At 68.2% G+C, this 15,723-nt stretch carries 17 protein-coding genes and 1 pseudogene; 8 read left to right on the top strand and 10 right to left on the bottom strand.

The window, feature by feature from the left end:
* A pseudogene (locus tag VEC11_RS14115) lies at window positions 1-1,008 on the top strand (hypothetical protein); the annotation flags it as partial.
* Between the two features lie 81 nt (window positions 1,009-1,089).
* Here VEC11_RS14115 and VEC11_RS14110 read toward each other — a convergent pair.
* The 8 genes from VEC11_RS14110 to rplK all read right to left on the bottom strand — a co-directional run bounded on the left by VEC11_RS14110 (window position 1,090) and on the right by rplK (window position 6,544).
* On the bottom strand, window positions 1,090-2,409 hold the full coding sequence (locus tag VEC11_RS14110) for an SLC13 family permease (RefSeq protein ID WP_464132493.1): 1,320 nt from the start codon (window positions 2,407-2,409) through the stop codon (window positions 1,090-1,092).
* Window positions 2,410-2,481: 72 nt separating this feature from the next.
* Window positions 2,482-2,964, bottom strand: coding sequence for a hypothetical protein (locus VEC11_RS14105; RefSeq protein ID WP_464132491.1), 483 nt, complete (start codon window positions 2,962-2,964; stop codon window positions 2,482-2,484).
* Window positions 2,965-3,303: 339 nt separating this feature from the next.
* Window positions 3,304-3,684 carry a 50S ribosomal protein L7/L12 gene (gene rplL / locus VEC11_RS14100; RefSeq protein ID WP_464132489.1) on the bottom strand — a complete coding sequence of 127 codons (381 nt, stop codon included), beginning with the start codon at window positions 3,682-3,684 and terminating at the stop codon, window positions 3,304-3,306.
* 48 nt (window positions 3,685-3,732) lie between these two features.
* Window positions 3,733-4,248 carry a 50S ribosomal protein L10 gene (rplJ, locus tag VEC11_RS14095; protein WP_464132487.1) on the bottom strand — a complete coding sequence of 172 codons (516 nt, stop codon included), beginning with the start codon at window positions 4,246-4,248 and terminating at the stop codon, window positions 3,733-3,735.
* A 265-nt stretch (window positions 4,249-4,513) separates the two neighbouring features.
* Window positions 4,514-4,753, bottom strand: a complete 240-nt coding sequence (locus tag VEC11_RS14090) for a hypothetical protein (RefSeq protein WP_464132485.1) — start codon at window positions 4,751-4,753, stop codon at window positions 4,514-4,516.
* Window positions 4,754-4,846: 93 nt separating this feature from the next.
* Window positions 4,847-5,311 carry a hypothetical protein gene (locus VEC11_RS14085; protein ID WP_464132483.1) on the bottom strand — a complete coding sequence of 155 codons (465 nt, stop codon included), beginning with the start codon at window positions 5,309-5,311 and terminating at the stop codon, window positions 4,847-4,849.
* Window positions 5,312-5,413: 102 nt separating this feature from the next.
* Window positions 5,414-6,109 (bottom strand): 50S ribosomal protein L1, encoded by a 696-nt coding sequence (gene rplA / locus VEC11_RS14080; RefSeq protein WP_464132481.1) that lies wholly within the window; start codon window positions 6,107-6,109, stop codon window positions 5,414-5,416.
* A 3-nt stretch (window positions 6,110-6,112) separates the two neighbouring features.
* The gene (gene rplK, locus VEC11_RS14075) at window positions 6,113-6,544 is read right to left on the bottom strand and encodes a 50S ribosomal protein L11 (protein WP_464132479.1); all 432 of its coding nucleotides are present in this window, start codon (window positions 6,542-6,544) and stop codon (window positions 6,113-6,115) included.
* A 420-nt stretch (window positions 6,545-6,964) separates the two neighbouring features.
* Here rplK and VEC11_RS14070 point away from each other — a divergent pair, with 420 nt between their 5' ends.
* The 7 genes from VEC11_RS14070 (at window position 6,965) to VEC11_RS14040 (ending at window position 13,650) form a co-directional block, all read left to right on the top strand.
* A complete protein-coding gene (locus VEC11_RS14070; RefSeq protein ID WP_464132477.1) occupies window positions 6,965-7,171 on the top strand; it encodes a hypothetical protein in 207 nt (68 codons plus the stop codon).
* A gap of 192 nt (window positions 7,172-7,363) precedes the next feature.
* Window positions 7,364-7,681, top strand: a complete 318-nt coding sequence (locus tag VEC11_RS14065; RefSeq protein ID WP_464132475.1) for a hypothetical protein — start codon at window positions 7,364-7,366, stop codon at window positions 7,679-7,681.
* A gap of 61 nt (window positions 7,682-7,742) precedes the next feature.
* The gene (locus tag VEC11_RS14060; RefSeq protein ID WP_464132471.1) at window positions 7,743-7,991 is read left to right on the top strand and encodes a hypothetical protein; all 249 of its coding nucleotides are present in this window, start codon (window positions 7,743-7,745) and stop codon (window positions 7,989-7,991) included.
* Between the two features lie 11 nt (window positions 7,992-8,002).
* On the top strand, window positions 8,003-8,182 hold the full coding sequence (locus VEC11_RS14055; protein WP_464132468.1) for a hypothetical protein: 180 nt from the start codon (window positions 8,003-8,005) through the stop codon (window positions 8,180-8,182).
* 204 nt (window positions 8,183-8,386) lie between these two features.
* The gene (gene katG, locus VEC11_RS14050) at window positions 8,387-10,573 is read left to right on the top strand and encodes a catalase/peroxidase HPI (RefSeq protein ID WP_464132466.1); all 2,187 of its coding nucleotides are present in this window, start codon (window positions 8,387-8,389) and stop codon (window positions 10,571-10,573) included.
* Between the two features lie 191 nt (window positions 10,574-10,764).
* Window positions 10,765-11,886, top strand: coding sequence for a glycosyltransferase family 2 protein (locus VEC11_RS14045; protein ID WP_464132464.1), 1,122 nt, complete (start codon window positions 10,765-10,767; stop codon window positions 11,884-11,886).
* Window positions 11,887-11,946: 60 nt separating this feature from the next.
* Window positions 11,947-13,650: an ABC transporter ATP-binding protein gene (locus VEC11_RS14040; protein ID WP_464132462.1), complete on the top strand. Its 1,704-nt coding sequence runs from the start codon at window positions 11,947-11,949 to the stop codon at window positions 13,648-13,650.
* A gap of 12 nt (window positions 13,651-13,662) precedes the next feature.
* Here VEC11_RS14040 and VEC11_RS14035 read toward each other — a convergent pair whose 3' ends face one another.
* Together VEC11_RS14035 and VEC11_RS14030 are read right to left on the bottom strand one after the other, a co-directional pair.
* Entirely contained in the window at window positions 13,663-14,433 is a 771-nt protein-coding gene (locus VEC11_RS14035) for a hypothetical protein (RefSeq protein WP_464132460.1), read from the bottom strand.
* 892 nt (window positions 14,434-15,325) lie between these two features.
* The coding region (locus VEC11_RS14030; RefSeq protein WP_464132458.1) for a hypothetical protein at window positions 15,326-15,723 on the bottom strand (398 nt) is incomplete at its 5' end.

Raw genomic sequence — 15,723 nt, 5'->3', positions numbered from 1 at the left:
GCCCCGGCCAGGGCGCCGGTCAGGGCACCCGCCGCGGCGCCGGCCCCGGCTCCGGCCCCGGTCGCGCAGGCGCCCGCCGAAACCGCGCCGCCGCCGGTCGCGCCGGCGGAGGTCGCGCCGCCGGTGGCGCCGGTCGAGACCATTCCGACCGAGGGCCAGGCCCCGGCGACGCGCAACATGCTCCCCTGGATCATCGGCGGGCTCGCGCTGCTCGCCTTGCTCGCCGGCTTCTTCCTGTTCCGCCGGCGCCGGGCAGACGTCTATGAGGAAAACTATTACGAGCCTGCGCCGCCCAGAGAAGAGGTGCGCGAGGAGGTGCGCGAGCCGAGCTTCGTCGCCCCGATCGACGTCTCCCCGGTCGCGGCCGAGCCCTTCATCCGTCCGGCCCAGCCGGTGCCCGAGGCGCAGCCCGTCGCCGCCGAGGCCGCGGACGAGACGCCGGAGCCGCTGCCTCTCCCCGAGGAGATCAACGTCGCGGAGGCGGACCATGCCGATGTCGAGGCGCTCGCCGCCGCTTCCGCGCCGGTGTCCGGCAGGCCCTGGCTCGAATTCCTCATGCGGCCGATGCGGGCCGGCACGAACCGTGACAATGCGATCGTCCAGTTCGAGCTGACCGTCGGCAATACCGGCGACGCCCCGGCGCGCGACGTGCGCATCTCGACCTGGGTGGTCGCGGCCGGCGAGAGCAGCGACATGGAGCGCTCGCTGATCGAGCCGCCGGCCGAGGCCGCGGTCCAGCAGGTCGCGATCGACGCCGGCGAGGGCGCGACCGTCGAGGCCAAGATCGGCCTGCGCAAGGAAGGCCTGGACGAATCCGTCCTGCCGGTCGTGCATGCCGACGCCCGCTACACCCTGCCGGACGGCAGCGAGGGCCGCACCCATGCGAGCTTCGCGGTCGGCGTGCCGGCGGCAGAGAGCGGCGAGCTGCAGCCGTTCCTCACCGACCGCTCGTCGGGTCTCAGGGAGAATGTCGAGGCCCGGCTCTACGGTGAGCCCGAGCGCGTCTGACGCGTCCGGCAACTGACCCGCGAGGGTGCGAGGAGGGGCGGTCTCGGTCACGGGGCCGCCCCGTTTCGTGCCGGCTGGCGCTCAGAACGGGAAGTAGATCAGGATCGCCGCGACACCCACCGCCCAGGTGATCAGATTGAGCGGAATCCCGATCTTCACGAAGTCCAGATAATTGTAGCCCCCCATTTGATAGACGATCACGTTGGTCTGATATCCGAACGGCGTCGCGAAGGCCGCGCTGCCGGCAATCATGACCGCGACCAGGAACGGCCGCGGACTGACGTGGAGCGTCTCGGCAAGCGAGACTGCGACCGGCGTCAGCAGGACCGCGACGGTCGCGTTGGAGAGCAGCTCGGTTGCGAAAAGGGTGGCTCCGTAGAGGATGATCAGCGCCACGGTCGGGCTGATCCCCTCCATCGAGTCGATCAGGCCGGACGTGGCCGCCCGCGCCAGGCCGGTTTCATCGAGCGCAGTCCCGAGCACGACCATCCCGGCGATCAGCATCAGCACCTCCGGCCGCAGCCCGCGATAAGCCTCGTCGGCGGTGATCACCCGCAGCAGGATCAGCAGCACCGCCCCGGAGAAGGCGCAGGCAGCGATCGGCGCGACCCCCAGCGCCGCGAGGGCGACCACCCCGACGAACACGGCGAGCGAGACGAGCGCCCGGACCGGCTTCAGCCGCCGCTCTTCGGCAAAGGGCAGCGCCGAGCCCAGCTGCCCGCCCTCGAGCCCGGGTTCGTCCGTCAATGGAAGCGTTTGCGCCGGCTCCTCTTTCGCTTCCTCGGAAGAGTCGGTCCCGATCAGCCGCCCGCTGAACAGCAACAGATAGAGCCCGCCGGCAACAGCCACCGCCATGCCCACGGCGCTGATCTCGAAGATGCCGAAGCCGGGCTGGCCGGCATTCACGGCCATGTCGTTCACGAGGAGATTGGTGGAGGTTCCGATGAGCGTGCAGCATCCTCCCAGCACGGCAGCATAGGACAAGGGGATCAGGAAACGCTTCGGCGAGAGGCCAAGCGACTTTGCGACGTCACGGACCACCGGCGCGCTGAGGACGACGATCGGCGTGTTGTTCAGAAAGGCGGAGGCGCCGCCGGCGAGCGTGATGATGATCCACAGACCCGCCTGGCCGATGAGCCGGCACAATCCGGTCATGCCGCGGATGGTGGCGTCCAGCAGGCCCGACAGCTCCAGCGCGTAGGCGATGACGAAGAGCGCAGCGAGCGCAATGATGGCGGGGCTGGCGAAGGCGCCCTGGATGTCGACCGGGCGGACCACGCCGGTCATGAGGAGCACCGCCGCGCCGGTCAGCGCGACCACGTCCGACCTGAGCCTGTCCCAGATCAGTGCGGCGACGACGGCGGCGAGAACGATGAGCGTGATCGTCTGGCTCGTGGTCATGGCACGGCCTCTATGGCCGTCGATCCGTTCCGCCAAGCCGTGAGAGGCTGTCCGCTCACCGGAGACGGAAGCCTAGGCCGGCTCGGTCACTGCGGTCGCGTGGTGGCGCTCCAGGATGTTGCGGACCACGACCGGCTCATGGCGCTTGCTCTGCACGCCAACCAATAATGCATCATGCCTGCGGATTTCATGCTCGTAGAATCGGGCCCTGGACCCGGAGAGGCCCACGGTACGGAGCGAGCCGACAAGCCCCTGAGCGCGCGAGTCAGGCCCGGAAAGGGCGGTCAGCAACGGACCCGTCGCCAGGATTCCGGCGCTGCTTCCCGGGGAGGCGGTCAGCTTCGCGCCGATCGCGCCGAGCGCTCCCCCGATCGCGCCGAAGGCGGCAGCCGAGCGCCTCGCATCCCCGTCATATTCGATCTCGAAGATCGGTGCGCGCGCCTCGCTGGTGACGAGACTGATCTCGCCGGGCGCGATGCCCGAGGCGACGAGATCCTCGATCGCCCGCCCGGCATCGTATAGATTATGATAAAGTGCGGTGACGTGTCCGCCCATCCCTGTCTCCTCAGTAATGAAGCTGGAGCGGAAAGATTTCGCATAGATGTGCGAAATCAAGCTGCGCAATAGAGTTGTGCAGCTGCTCCATGCGGAAATATCGTCGGGATATTTCTGCCCCACATCCGGCGTCCGGACGAGGCATTATATTAACAGGGGCTGTCCGGAGGGGCAACTCGGCTCGTCCCCTATCGGCAATCGTTCATCGCCGACTTTGCGCCTGAAACGATTCATGTCAGGCCGGCGCCGCGCTTGCGCATGGAAAAAGGGCGGCTCCTTGCGGGGCCGCCCCTTCGGTTCCGCGCCGGCCGGAGCCGGCGGTCTTCGAAAAGAAGAAGCTTACTTGAGCTCGACGGTGCCGCCGGCTTCCTCGATCTTCTTCTTGATCTCCTCGGCCTCGGCCTTGGAGACGCCTTCCTTGATCGCCTTCGGCGCGCTCTCGACCAGCGCCTTGGCCTCGCCGAGGCCCAGGTTGGTGATCGCGCGGACCTCCTTGATCACGTTGATCTTCTTGCCACCGTCGCCGGTGAGGATCACGTCGAACTCGGTCTGCTCCTCGGCTGCCGGAGCGGCGGCGCCGCCACCGGCGGCCGGGCCGGCAACCGCGACAGCGGCGGCGGCGGAAACGCCCCACTTCTCTTCGAGCGCCTTCGCGAGGTCGGCGGCTTCGAGAACGGTCAGCGACGAAAGCTGGTCAACCAGCGCATTGATGTCTGCCATGATAAGTCTCCAAAAAATTCAATCGGTTCAGTAGGAAAGGGGTCGTGCTTATGCGGCTTCCCTGGCGCCATAGGCACCAAAGACACGGGCCAGCTGCGCACCCGGCTCGTTGATCGTGCGGGCGATCTTGGTCGCGGGCGCCTGAATCAGGCCCACGATCTTCGCGCGCAGCTCGTCGAGCGACGGGAGCTCGGCCAGCGCCTTCACTCCGTTCACGTCGAGGATGGTCTCCCCCATCGCCCCGCCGACGATCTCGAGACGATCGTTGGTCTTGGCGAACTCGACCACGGCCTTGGCCGCGGCGACGGGGTCGTCCGAAGTCGCAAGCGCGATCGGGCCGGTCAGCAGGTCGCCGATCGGCTGGTAGCGCGTGCCCTCGAGCGCGATGAGAGCGAGCCGGTTCTTCGCGACCTTGTAGCGGGCGCCGGAGTCGCGCATCCGATTCCTCAGGGTCGTGGACTGGGCCACGGTGAGGCCGAGATTGCGGGTGACGACCACCACGCTGGTCTCGTTGAACGTCTGCTTCAGCTCAGCGACCGCTTCCTTCTTTTGAGCGCGATCCATGTTGCTCTCCACATTACGCAGGACAGACCATCCGCCCTGCGGGTACGAAAGTCCGATGGGGAGAGTCAGGGCCGGAGACTGTGTCCGGCGGTCCGGGGCAGCATCGCACGCTCGCCGCGGTTCAAAACTGTTCCCCGTCTAGGCCGGAAATTAAGAGGGCCAGATGCCCTCACCGACTGTCTCGGACGGAACGCGGGCAGGCCGGAGCCCGCACGCGAAGGCGCGCATCTAGCGTGTCGGCGCGGAAAGTCAATTCCAGGAGTGGCTATTGCCGGTTGCCGGCCTCCTCCTGATCGGCGGGGCCGTTTCGCGTCGCCGCGTCCGCGCCGTTGCGCGACGGCGTGTCGTTAGGACCGGCGACGTTCGCAAAGGGCTCCTCCGCGACATTGCCCTGGTTCTTCGCCGGGCCGCCGCCCCGGACATTCTCCCCGGCCTGGCCGCAGGCGGCGAGTGCCAGCGAGGAGGCGACGAAGGTCGCGGCGATGCCGCGCGTTGCATGGGCCATGGCTCGACTCCCGTTTCCGGGCTGTAATCGCCGTGGCAGCACGGCGGTTCCGGCGGGAACCGTCGATTTTAACGGACAATGTCAGGCCCGTGTCTAACGGGTGGCCGGCGCCTGCTCGTTCTGCGGGGCGGGCAGCTGGGCCGGGGCCGGCTGGGCGGTAACCGCCTGCGGCTGGGCGGGCTGGGCGGCCGCGGCGTTCTGCGGCGGCTGGACGGCGGGCGGCCCGTCCTCGAGATCCTGGCCCCGCTCCAGCATTTCCCAGCAATGGTTGCCCCGGCAGGCGATGATCCGGCCGCTCTCGCTGGTCAGCCGGTAGACGATCCCGTCCGGGGTCGTGGCGATCTGATAGTCGACCGAGGGGTCCCCGCCTCCCGACGAATAGACGCCGAGTCCGATCAGGCCACCGGCAATGACGATCCCGGTGACGATCTTGCGGACCGCGCCGTCGATCACCTCGCCCAAAGTCGGCTCGGGCTCCGGCTCCCGCACCCGGCCCCGCCCGCGCAGGCGGTCCCGCCCGCGCTCCAGATCGTCCTCGTCATCCCAGCGGTCGCTCATTGCATCGTCCTTTCGGCCGCCTGCCTAGCGCCGGGGGGCGCAAAGCAAAAGGGCCGGAGCGCGTGCCCCGGCCCTTCGCATTGTTTTTCCGCGCGAAGAACCCTACGCGCTCGCCACCTCGGCGACGTCGAGCTTCAGGCCCGGGCCCATGGTCGAAGACAAGGCGGCCTTCTTCACATACTTGCCCTTGGCGCCCGACGGCTTCGCCTTGACGATCGCGTCGACGAAGGCGTCGAAATTCTTTCTGAGGTCCGCTTCGGTGAAGCTCGCCTTGCCGATGCCCGAGTGGATGATCCCCGCCTTCTCGACGCGGAACTCGACCTGGCCGCCCTTGGCCGCCTTCACGGCCTCGGCGACGTTCGGGGTCACGGTGCCGAGCTTCGGGTTCGGCATCAGGCCCTTGGGGCCCAGCACCTTGCCGAGCCGGCCGACGATGCCCATCATGTCGGGCGTCGCGATGACGCGGTCGAAATCGATCTGGCCGCCCTGGATGGTCTCCATCAGGTCCTCGGCGCCGACCACGTCCGCGCCGGCCTTCCTGGCCTCGTCCGCCTTGTCGCCCTTGGCGAAGACGGCGACGCGCACGTCCTTGCCGGTGCCGGCGGGGAGGGTGACGACGCCGCGCACCATCTGGTCCGCATGGCGGGGATCGACGCCAAGGTTCAGCGCGATCTCGATCGTCTCGTCGAACTTGCTGGTGGCGTTGGCCTTGGCCAGCTTGATGGCTTCATCGACGCCGTAGAGCTTCTGCGTGTCGAGCTCGGCGAGCTTCTTCTGCTTCTTCGTCTGCTTCGCCATGGTCTAGTTCCCCGTCACTTCGAGGCCCATCGCGCGGGCGGAGCCTTCAATGATCTTCGCAGCGGCCTCGATGTCGTTGGCATTGAGGTCCTTCATCTTCGCTTCGGCGATCTCGCGAAGCTGCGTGCGGGTGACGCGGCCGATGGTCGACTTGCCCGGCTCCTTGGAGCCCGACTGGATCTTCGCGGCCTTCTTCAGAAAGTAGCTCGCCGGCGGGGTCTTCGTCTCGAAGGAGAAGCTGCGGTCCGCATAGACGGTGATCACGGTGGGGATGGGCATCCCCTTCTCCATGTCGCCGGTGGCGGCGTTGAACGCCTTGCAGAAGTCCATGATGTTGACGCCGCGCTGACCCAGGGCAGGGCCGATCGGCGGCGACGGATTGGCGGCGCCCGCGGGCACCTGGAGCTTGATATAGCCCGTTATCTTCTTCGCCATGTTTCTCACTCTGTTGCTGGCCGGTCCGCAAGCGGTCCGGCCGGTTCAAGTTTAGCGGTCCAGACGACAGGGCAGGGCCCGGTCTCCCGCAGATTTTCCAATGCATGTGCGTTGGACGTTCCCGGCGCTGGAAGCCGGGGACGGGGGCCCTTAGCGCAAAGCGCGGAGAGGGGCAAGGGAGCGCGAATGGAGTGAGCAATTTGAAACCTGACTGTCCGCTAACGACCCGTTCGGACCCTCGCCAGACGGTCGTCGCGCGAAGAACCGCTTCCTTCGGCTCCCGATCGCGCCGCCTGTCCGCTTTGTGACTGGTTATTTCACGACCGCGCCCCCATATGCGGCGTACCGCACCCTTCTGCCTCAGGCGCAGGCGCGGCTGAGAGACCGCTTGCGCTCCCGTCTGATGGTGGAGCGCTGCCCATGACCCCCCCTTCCGAAGAAGAGCCCGCGGCTGGCCCGGCGTCGTCGCCGGTAGCCATTCCCCCTGTCCCCGATCTGGCCGCGCTGCGCGCCCGGTTTACGGCCGATTTCGTCGGCGGCCGGATCGGCCAGCATCACAACACTTTCCAGCATCGCGAGCGCGTGCTCCGGCAACTGACCGCACAGGCCAGGGTCCGGGGTCACTGACCATCGCCGGACCCCTTCCACCCACCTTTTCGAAGAGGAGCATGAAATGGCCAAGGGCCAACAGAAGGGCAACAAGGAAGCCCGCAAGCCGAAGAAGACGGTCGTGAAGCAGAATGCATCGCAGCCGTCGCTGAAGGGCTTCGCCGCCACCGCCCTGAAGAAGTGAGCGCTGCAAAAGCGAAAGGATCCAGCATGTACCCCTCCTCGACCCTCTGCAGAAGCCAGGAAGAATTTCATCGCGAACGGGCGGCGAGCACGGCCCTGGAGAATGTCCGCGCAATCTCGGCAGGCGCTGCCATTGCCTGGGGGCTGGAAGCGGCCGCGGCGGAGAAGCGCGAGGCCCGCGGCGCGAAGACGCGCGCAATCGCCGACCTGATGGCGGCGCGCAATCTCTCGGCGAAGGACGCCGAGCGGCAGTTCAGTGAAGGAAGCGGCGCGGCAGTTCAGCGAAAATCCCGACCGCGAATTCGCGATGCAGGGCTGCGCGTGTCGTCCGTCCCGTCGGCCTGATTCCGACATGACCGCCCGAGGCTTGCTCCGGGCGTTCCGCTTGCCCCTGAGGAGAAGTCCGGTGTCCAGAGCGATCAACATCAACGCCAGCGAAGCCGACATCGGGTCCACATGTGAACGGCTGGGCATCGAGGTGAGTGTCCTGGAGCGCCTGGTGTCCGGGGGAACGAGGGTCGTTCTGAACAATGTCCGGGATGCCGACGTGATCGCGAAGGCGTACAAGACCAGGCTCCTTTCCGGGCCGGTCACGCGGGCGGCGACGAGACTGAACCGGGGCCTTCGAGGCGAAACCCCAGCCCGACACCGCTAGGGGAGAGTTGCGTGTCGCAACCGACGGCAGAAGCGTTCCTGCGCAATCTCTATCGAATGAAGGAGGACTGCCGCGCCTATTTGGAGGACGCCGAGCAGCGCGGCGATCGCCGGGAGGCCGGCGAGTTCCGGGTGTATCTGGAACGGGTGCAAACGATGATCGAACTGCACAATGGCGACACGGACCACTGAGCATTGCATGGCACACCTGGGGAGGTCCGCTTTGCACCAATAGCGGGCGTCCCGCACGGTTTGGCTCGCCGCTTTTCTGCGCGCTCCCCGCGGCCCCGCTTTCACACTCATCGACTGCCTCGTTCAGGCTGAACGAGTTTAATCGCTTTTCCCGATGCCGTGGCGCGCCTAGGGCCGACTCACACCATATCAGGGAGAGAGATGATGGACGTTGCAAGCACCGGCTGCCCGGTTCACGGCGAAGGCGGGGTCCGCGCGCTGCTGGGCCGCACCAACAAGGACTGGTGGCCCGAGATGCTCGCCACCGAGATCCTCAACCCCAATGGCGCGTCGAACCCGATGGGCGCCGATTTCGATTATGCCGCGGCGTTCAAGCAGCTCGATTACGCCGCGCTCAAGGCCGATCTCACCGCCCTGATGACCGACAGCCAGCCGTGGTGGCCGGCCGATTATGGGCATTACGGCCCCTTCTTCATCCGCATGGCCTGGCACGCGGCCGGCACCTACCGCACCGCCGACGGCCGCGGCGGGGCCAATAGCGGGCAGCAGCGCTTCGCCCCGCTCGATTCCTGGCCCGACAACGGCAATCTCGACAAGGCGCGCCGGCTGCTTTGGCCGATCAAGCAGAAATACGGCAAGCATATCAGCTGGGCCGACCTGTTCATCCTCGCCGGCAACGTGGCCATCGAGTCGATGGGCGGCCCGGTCTTCGGCTTCGGCGGCGGCCGCGCCGACGTGTTCGAGCCGGAGCGCGACATCTATTGGGGCTCCGAGGACAAGTGGGTGAACCAGGGCGTGCAGACCCGCATCGCGCCGGAACATGGGATGAATGAGCTGGAAGGCCCGCTCGCCGCGATCCAGATGGGCCTCATCTATGTCAATCCGGAAGGCCCGGGGGGCAACCCGCATGACGACGAGGGCATGGCCCGCGACATGAAGGAAACCTTCAGGCGCATGGCGATGAATGCCGAGGAAACCGTCGCGCTCACCGCCGGCGGCCACACCTTCGGCAAGGCGCACGGCAATGGCGACCCCTCTCTGCTGGGCGCCGCGCCCGCGGGCGGCGATCTCGTCGCGCAGGGCTTCGGCTGGGTCAGCGGCCATGAGAGCGGCGGCATCGGCGAGCATACCGTGACCAGCGGCATCGAAGGCAGCTGGGTCAACACGCCGCGCGAGTGGAGCGCGAATTATTTCCGCCTGCTGCTCGACTATGAATATGAGCTGGTGAAGTCGCCTGCGGGCGCCAATCAGTGGCAGCCCATCAACCAGAAAGAGGAGGACATGGCGCCGGCGGCCTGGGATCCGAACATCAAGGTCCCGACGATGATGACCACCGCCGACATGGCGCTGAAGCGCGACCCGGAATTCCGCGCGATCAGCGAGCGGTTCCGCAACGACCATGAAGCGTTCAAGGACGCCTTCGCCCGCGCCTGGTTCAAGCTCACCCACCGCGACATGGGCCCCAAGGTCCGCTACCTAGGCCCGGAAGTGCCCGACGAGGACCTGATCTGGCAGGATCCGATCCCCGCCGGCACCATGCCGTCGGACGCCGACGTCGCGGCGGTGAAGGCGAAGATCGCCGACAGCGGGCTCACCGTCAGCCAGCTCATCAAGACCGCCTGGGCCTCGGCCAGCACCTATCGCAAGTCGGACCATCGCGGCGGCGCCAACGGCGCGCGGATCCGCCTCGCGCCGCAGAAGGACTGGGAGGTCAACGAGCCCGCGATGCTGGCCAGGGTGCTCGACACGCTCGACGGCCTGCGCGGCAGCCTGTCGATGGCCGACGCCATCGTCCTCGGCGGCGTGGTCGGGCTCGAGAAAGCGATCAGGGATGCCGGCTTCAGCGTCGCGGTGCCCTTCACCGGCGGCCGCGGCGACGCCACCGACGAGCAGACCGACGCGGAAAGCTTCGCGGTGATGGAGCCCGAGGCGGACGCCTTCCGCAACTATGTCGGCAAGAAGAAGCTGGCGGTGAAGACCGAGGAGATGATGCTCGACCGGGCCTCGCTCCTTGGCCTCTCGGTGCCCGAGATGGTGGTGCTGATCGGCGGCCTGCGCGTGCTCGGCGCCAATCATGGCGAGCGCGGTCATGGCCATTTTACGAAGCGCTCGGGACAGCTGACCAACGACTTCTTCGTCAACCTCTACGACATGACCAATGTCTGGAGGGCGGCCGAGGACGGCAACGACCAGGACTATATCGCGACCGACCGCGCAAGCGGCAACGAAACCTGGCACGCCACCCGCGCCGACCTGATCTTCGGGTCGAACGCTGAGCTGCGCGCGGTCGGTGAGGTCTATGCCGAGCGCGGCCATGAGGAGAAGTTTGTGCGCGACTTCGTCGCGGCCTGGACGAAAGTGATGAACGCCGACCGCTTCGAACTCGCCTGACGCGAAGCGCTCCGCGATCGAAAGCCCTGCCGGTCCCCTGCCGGCGGGGCTTCTTTTTGTCCGGCGACGGCCCGAGTCCCAATATGGCCCTTGATCCAGGTTGATCCTTATGGTGTTTTTCCCGGGTATCGTTTCTCAGGCGGTCCGGTCGGACGAGGCGGGGACTCTCGACGGATAGGGGGGAGCACGAATTGAGCAATGTCCCGCCCGTCAGCGTGGTGATGCCGGTCCGCAATGCCGCGCCCTATCTGGACGAGAGCATCGCCAGCATCCTGGGGCAAAGCTTCACCGATTTCGAATTCGTCATCAGGGACGACGGCTCCACCGACGGCTCGCAGGACATCGTCCGGCGCTGGGCGAGCCGCGACCGGCGGATTCGGGCGTTCGAAGGGGACCGGCTCGGTCTCGTCGAAATCGCGAACTGGGTGGTCCACGAGGCGAGGGCGCCGATCGTCGCGCGCATGGACGCGGACGATATCGCCCATCCCGGGCGGCTGGCGCGGCAGGTGGGCCTGCTCGACCGGGCGGAGACGGTGGTCCTGGCCGGATCCCTGTACGAGACAATCGACTCGCGCGGCGCCCGCATCCTGCCAGTGGCGCGGTGGCGGCTCGGCAGGAAATCCTGCTACGTCCCGTTTCCGCATGCCTCGGCGACGTTCCGCAAGCAGGCCTTCCTGGACGTCGGCGGCTACCGGCCGGACTGCATCTATTGGGAAGACCTCGATCTCTTCCTCCGCATGGGCGAACGCGGCCGGATCGCGGTCGTCGCGGAGCCGCTGCTCGCCTACCGGATTTCGGGCGCCGGCGTGCGAAGGGTTTCGCAAGCCATCGCCTTCGAACGGGCGATCGAGAAGTCGCTCCGCTGCCTTGCCCTGTACAGGGCCGGACGCAGCTACGACCATCTGCTCCCCGGCGCCGGGGTCCCTGCGAAGGTCGATCCCTATGTCTTCGTCGCCAGGGGCAGCGCCTCCCTGTGGGACAAGGCTCCGGTCAGGGAGCTGGAGGGGCTGCGGAAGCGGGCGGCGCTCGGCTTCAACTGGGTGAGCCTGCAATGCCTGGTCTGGGCGGTCTGGGCGCGCGTCCATCCGCCATCGCTGCGCGCCTTGCTGAGGGGCATGCATCGCTGGCGCAACGCCTCGGCGTCGCACGTCGAGGCCGGCAGGGTCTACGAATGGCGGCCCGGTCAGGGGCCCCTCGCCTTGCGCGCCGCCTCCGACCAGGAAGAGCGGGCGCCGTCTCGCGCCCCCGCCCCGCCGGAGCCCGAGCTCAGGGTCGAGCCCGCCGCGGCGATCCCGGCCGCGGCCGAGATTTGACCTTCCCCTGTTCGGCCGGCGCTCTCTACAAGATCCTGCGTTGCTGAAGCTGCGGAGGCCATGACGCCGATCCTCGCCCTCTATCGCACCCTGGACGCGCGGCGGCGGCGGCAGTTCGCGCTGGCGATGCTGCTCATGCTGCTGGGCGCGGTGGCGGAGCTGCTGACCATCGGCGCGGTCCTGCCTTTCCTGGCGCTGATCGCCGCACCCGGCGGGACGTCCGGGTTCGGCGCGTTCACGCGCTGGCTCACCGGGTTCGGCGGCGATCCGGTGCTGCTCGCTTCCCTCATCATCTGTGCGGCCGCGGTGGCGACCGCGGTGCTCCGCACGCTCCTCATCTGGTACATCCAGCGCTTCGTCGCCGCGGTCGGCCACGATCTCGCCGCTGCCATCTTCGCGCGCATGCTGCGCCAGCCCTACGCCGTCTATGTCCGCCGCTCCTCCGGCGAGATCATCGCGGCGCTCGAAAAGGTGCATTCGGTGGTCGCCGACATCCTGCAGCCGGGCCTGCAGGGCGTCACATCGGCCTTCATCGCGCTGGCGATCATGGCGCTCCTGATCGCGATCGCGCCGCTCTCGGCGATGGCTGCGGTGGCGGTCGTGCTCCTCGTCTATCTCGGCATCAGCCTTGCCGCCCGCGGCCGCAGCCGGCGCAATTCGAAAACCCTGTCCGAGGCCTGGGTGACCCGCATCAACGTCGTGCAGGCGGGGCTCGGCGGGATCAGGGACGTGCTGCTCGACCGTTCGCAGCCTTTGTTCGAGCAGAGCTTCCGCCGCGCCGACCTCGCCTGCCGCCGCGCCCATGCGAGCAACAATTTCATCGCCGCGTCGCCGCGCTTCGCGATCGAGGCCGCCGGCATTGCCCTGCTCGCCCTGATCGCCTGGCTGATGAGCCGGCAGCCGGGCGGGGTCGTCGCCGCCATCCCCGTGCTCGGCGCGCTGGCGCTCGGCGCCCAGCGCCTGCTGCCACTGCTCCACCAGGCCTGGGCGGGCTTCAGCCTCAGCGCCGGCGCGCTTCGCCCGCTCGACGACATCCTCACCCTGCTCGCTGCGCCGATCGTCGACGATGCGCCCGGCACGGCCGCCGATCTGCCCTTCGCGCAGTCGATCCGCTTCGAGGACGTCAGCTACCGCCATCCGGAGGGCCGCTTCGGCCTGGAGGCGGTGAGCTTCGCCATTCCCAAAGGCGCGCGTGTCGGCATCGTCGGGCCGACGGGCAGCGGCAAATCGACCCTGCTCGACCTGCTCATGGGCCTGCTCGAGCCCGAGTCCGGGCGGGTGACGATCGACGGCCGCCCGCTCGACCGCACGACCCGCGCCGCCTGGCAGGCACGGCTCGCCCACGTCCCGCAGTCCATCTATCTCGCCGACGACAGCATCGCCGCCAACATCGCCTTCGGCGTCCCGCCCGCCGCGATCGACCAGGCGCGGCTCGAGGCGGTCGCCGCCGCCGCCCAGCTCGACCGCTTCGTCGCCGAGCTGGAGGAAGGCTTCGAGACGAGGATCGGGGAGCGCGGCATCCGCCTGTCGGGCGGCCAGCGCCAGCGCCTCGGCATCGCCCGCGCGCTTTACCGCGGCGCTTCCGTGCTGATCCTCGACGAGGCGACCAGCGCGCTCGACGACGCGGTCGAGGCGGCGGTGATGCGGGCGATCATGGCGCTCTCCGCCGAGATCACGATCGTCATGATCGCCCACCGCGGCTCAACCCTGGAAGGCTGCGACCGGCTGATCCGGCTGGCGGAGGGACGGATCGTCGCGGCCTGACCACTAAGGCAGTCACTCGCCCTCTGCCTGCAGCCGGGCGAGGAAGCTGCCCGCCGGCGCGGGCGCGTCCTTCCAGTCCTTGATCAGCTCGTTCCAGAGGTGGACCGCGACCGTATCCGGCGCGATCATCGCCTCGAGCGACCGTCCCGGATCCCGGATCCAGCCCGCATCCCGGTAATGGACGGGATAGTAACGCGACGGCGGCACGGCCGCCTGCGCCGCGCCGTACCGGCGGGCGAGCGCCGTGAGCGCGCGCGGCCCCGTGCTTCCCCAGGGCATCAGCTCCACCCCTGTCCGCCCGGTGCGCAGCAGGCGCAGCGCGGCGAGCAACCGCTGGTGCAGCGGCAGCCAGGCCGGCACCACCCGCTCCTCGAACAGCGCCAGCAGGTCGTCGAGGATCGGCGAATCGCTGGGCAGCCGCAGCACCCCGTTGCTGATCCGCCGGCCCTCCTCCTCCCAGCCGAACAGATGGTCGGGCGCATCCCGGAGCGGCGCCAGCAGGTAGGAATCCGTGTCCATCCAGATGCCCGCGCCGCGCCGGAGCAATTCGTAGCGGAACCAGTTGGCGAAGATGGCGACGCTGCCGTTCGGATAGCGGAGCATCCGCGCCTCGGGCAGGATCGCGGCGGCGTCGCGCCGCTCCACGCCCTCGGGCACGCCCGCCAGGTCGCCATAGGTGTAGAGCGCGACCTCATGGCCGTGGCGCAAAGCCGCGCGCAGGCAGGCCCGCTCGGTCCGCCCGAGCCGTGCGCCGATCCACAGGGTGACGATCCGCTCGGCCACAGGCCCTCCAGCTCCATTCCGGACCAATCTCTGCCTTGCCTTGTAGGATAATCCCTGCGCTACGCCAGGCATGGCACACCGGCCCTTCACGCGCCGCCAGCAACGCGAGAATGACCGTTTTCTCGAGGCGCTTTGCCGCTGGCGCATCGGCCCGCGCCCCGTCCCGCTCGAAAAGCTCCGCCCCCGGATCATCGCGAAGCTCAACGCCTGGCGGCGGGCGGAATGGCACAGGGAAAGGGGAACGTGGCGATATCCGGACGAAAACGAAGGCGCAGACGGGTAGCGCCTGGCGCGGCGAGATGACCGGGTACGGGATGCCCCGCATCCCGCAGACCGCGCCGGAGGCGCGATCGAGCCGGTCATGGGCGTCGCACGCCGGCCGGCGGCCGCGCACTTATCCACAACAATCTTTCCAGACGCGGGAACGGCTGGCGCGCCCGGACCGTTCTTCCCCTTGTCCAACCGGTCTTCGGACCGGGCGGATTGAAGGCTACGAACTTCGGTTACGAGCCCTCAGGAAGCCCCGCCGGGTCAAACCGGCGGGGTTTACTGCTTCAGGCGCAGGTGGCTTGGCAGCCATAGCGCTACGACGGCTGACGCAGCGCGCAGCGAATGAACGCCGGCCGACGGGAGCAAGTTTCGCCTCTCTGGCTGACGATAATTGCCGACCTCTGCTTCGATAACGATCGGCCAACCGTCGGGCTTTTCGATGAGGATATCGGGGCGGCCACCCTCTGCAATATGCGGCCGACACGCTCCACTCCCGTTGTCCAGCTTGCCCAACCTCTTCAAGCAACTCGCCGAGCGCGATGTCCTTCCCTTGGCGCCTTCGCGCCTTCGCGTGAAACAGAAAAAGGCCGGCGCCTCCGCCCGCACCTTCCGCCTCACTCCCCTATCCGCAGCGATAAACCGTATAGGTATCTCCCGTGCTGAGCCGCGTCACCAGCGCGCTGTCCGGACCGAGATAGTCCCAGCGCATCGAGGAGGTGTTGCCCTGGCCGTCGCGCCGGATGGTGATGACATTGTCCTGCAGCAGCCAGTCGCCGGGGTCGGACCCGAGCAGGAAGCGGCCGCCGGGCTGGAAGGTCAGCTGCGGATCGTTCACGGTCGGGCAGTCCTGGCCCCAGCCGCCGAGCAGCCATTGCTCGGTCACCTGGCCGCCGGCCGGGGCCGGGGCCGGAGCGGGCGTGCCGGGATTGCCCGTGCTGCCGCCTGTCGTCGGCGCGTGTGCCGGGGCGGGGCCGCTGACCGGCCCCACCGGCGGCCGCTGCTCGCGGTCGAACGTGCCGG

Source organism: Allosphingosinicella sp., from assembly GCF_035626655.1.
Taxonomy (GTDB): Bacteria; Pseudomonadota; Alphaproteobacteria; order Sphingomonadales; family Sphingomonadaceae; genus Allosphingosinicella.
The sequence above is the reverse complement of the archived record's forward strand: the minus strand, read 5'-3'. Positions and strand labels throughout refer to the sequence as shown.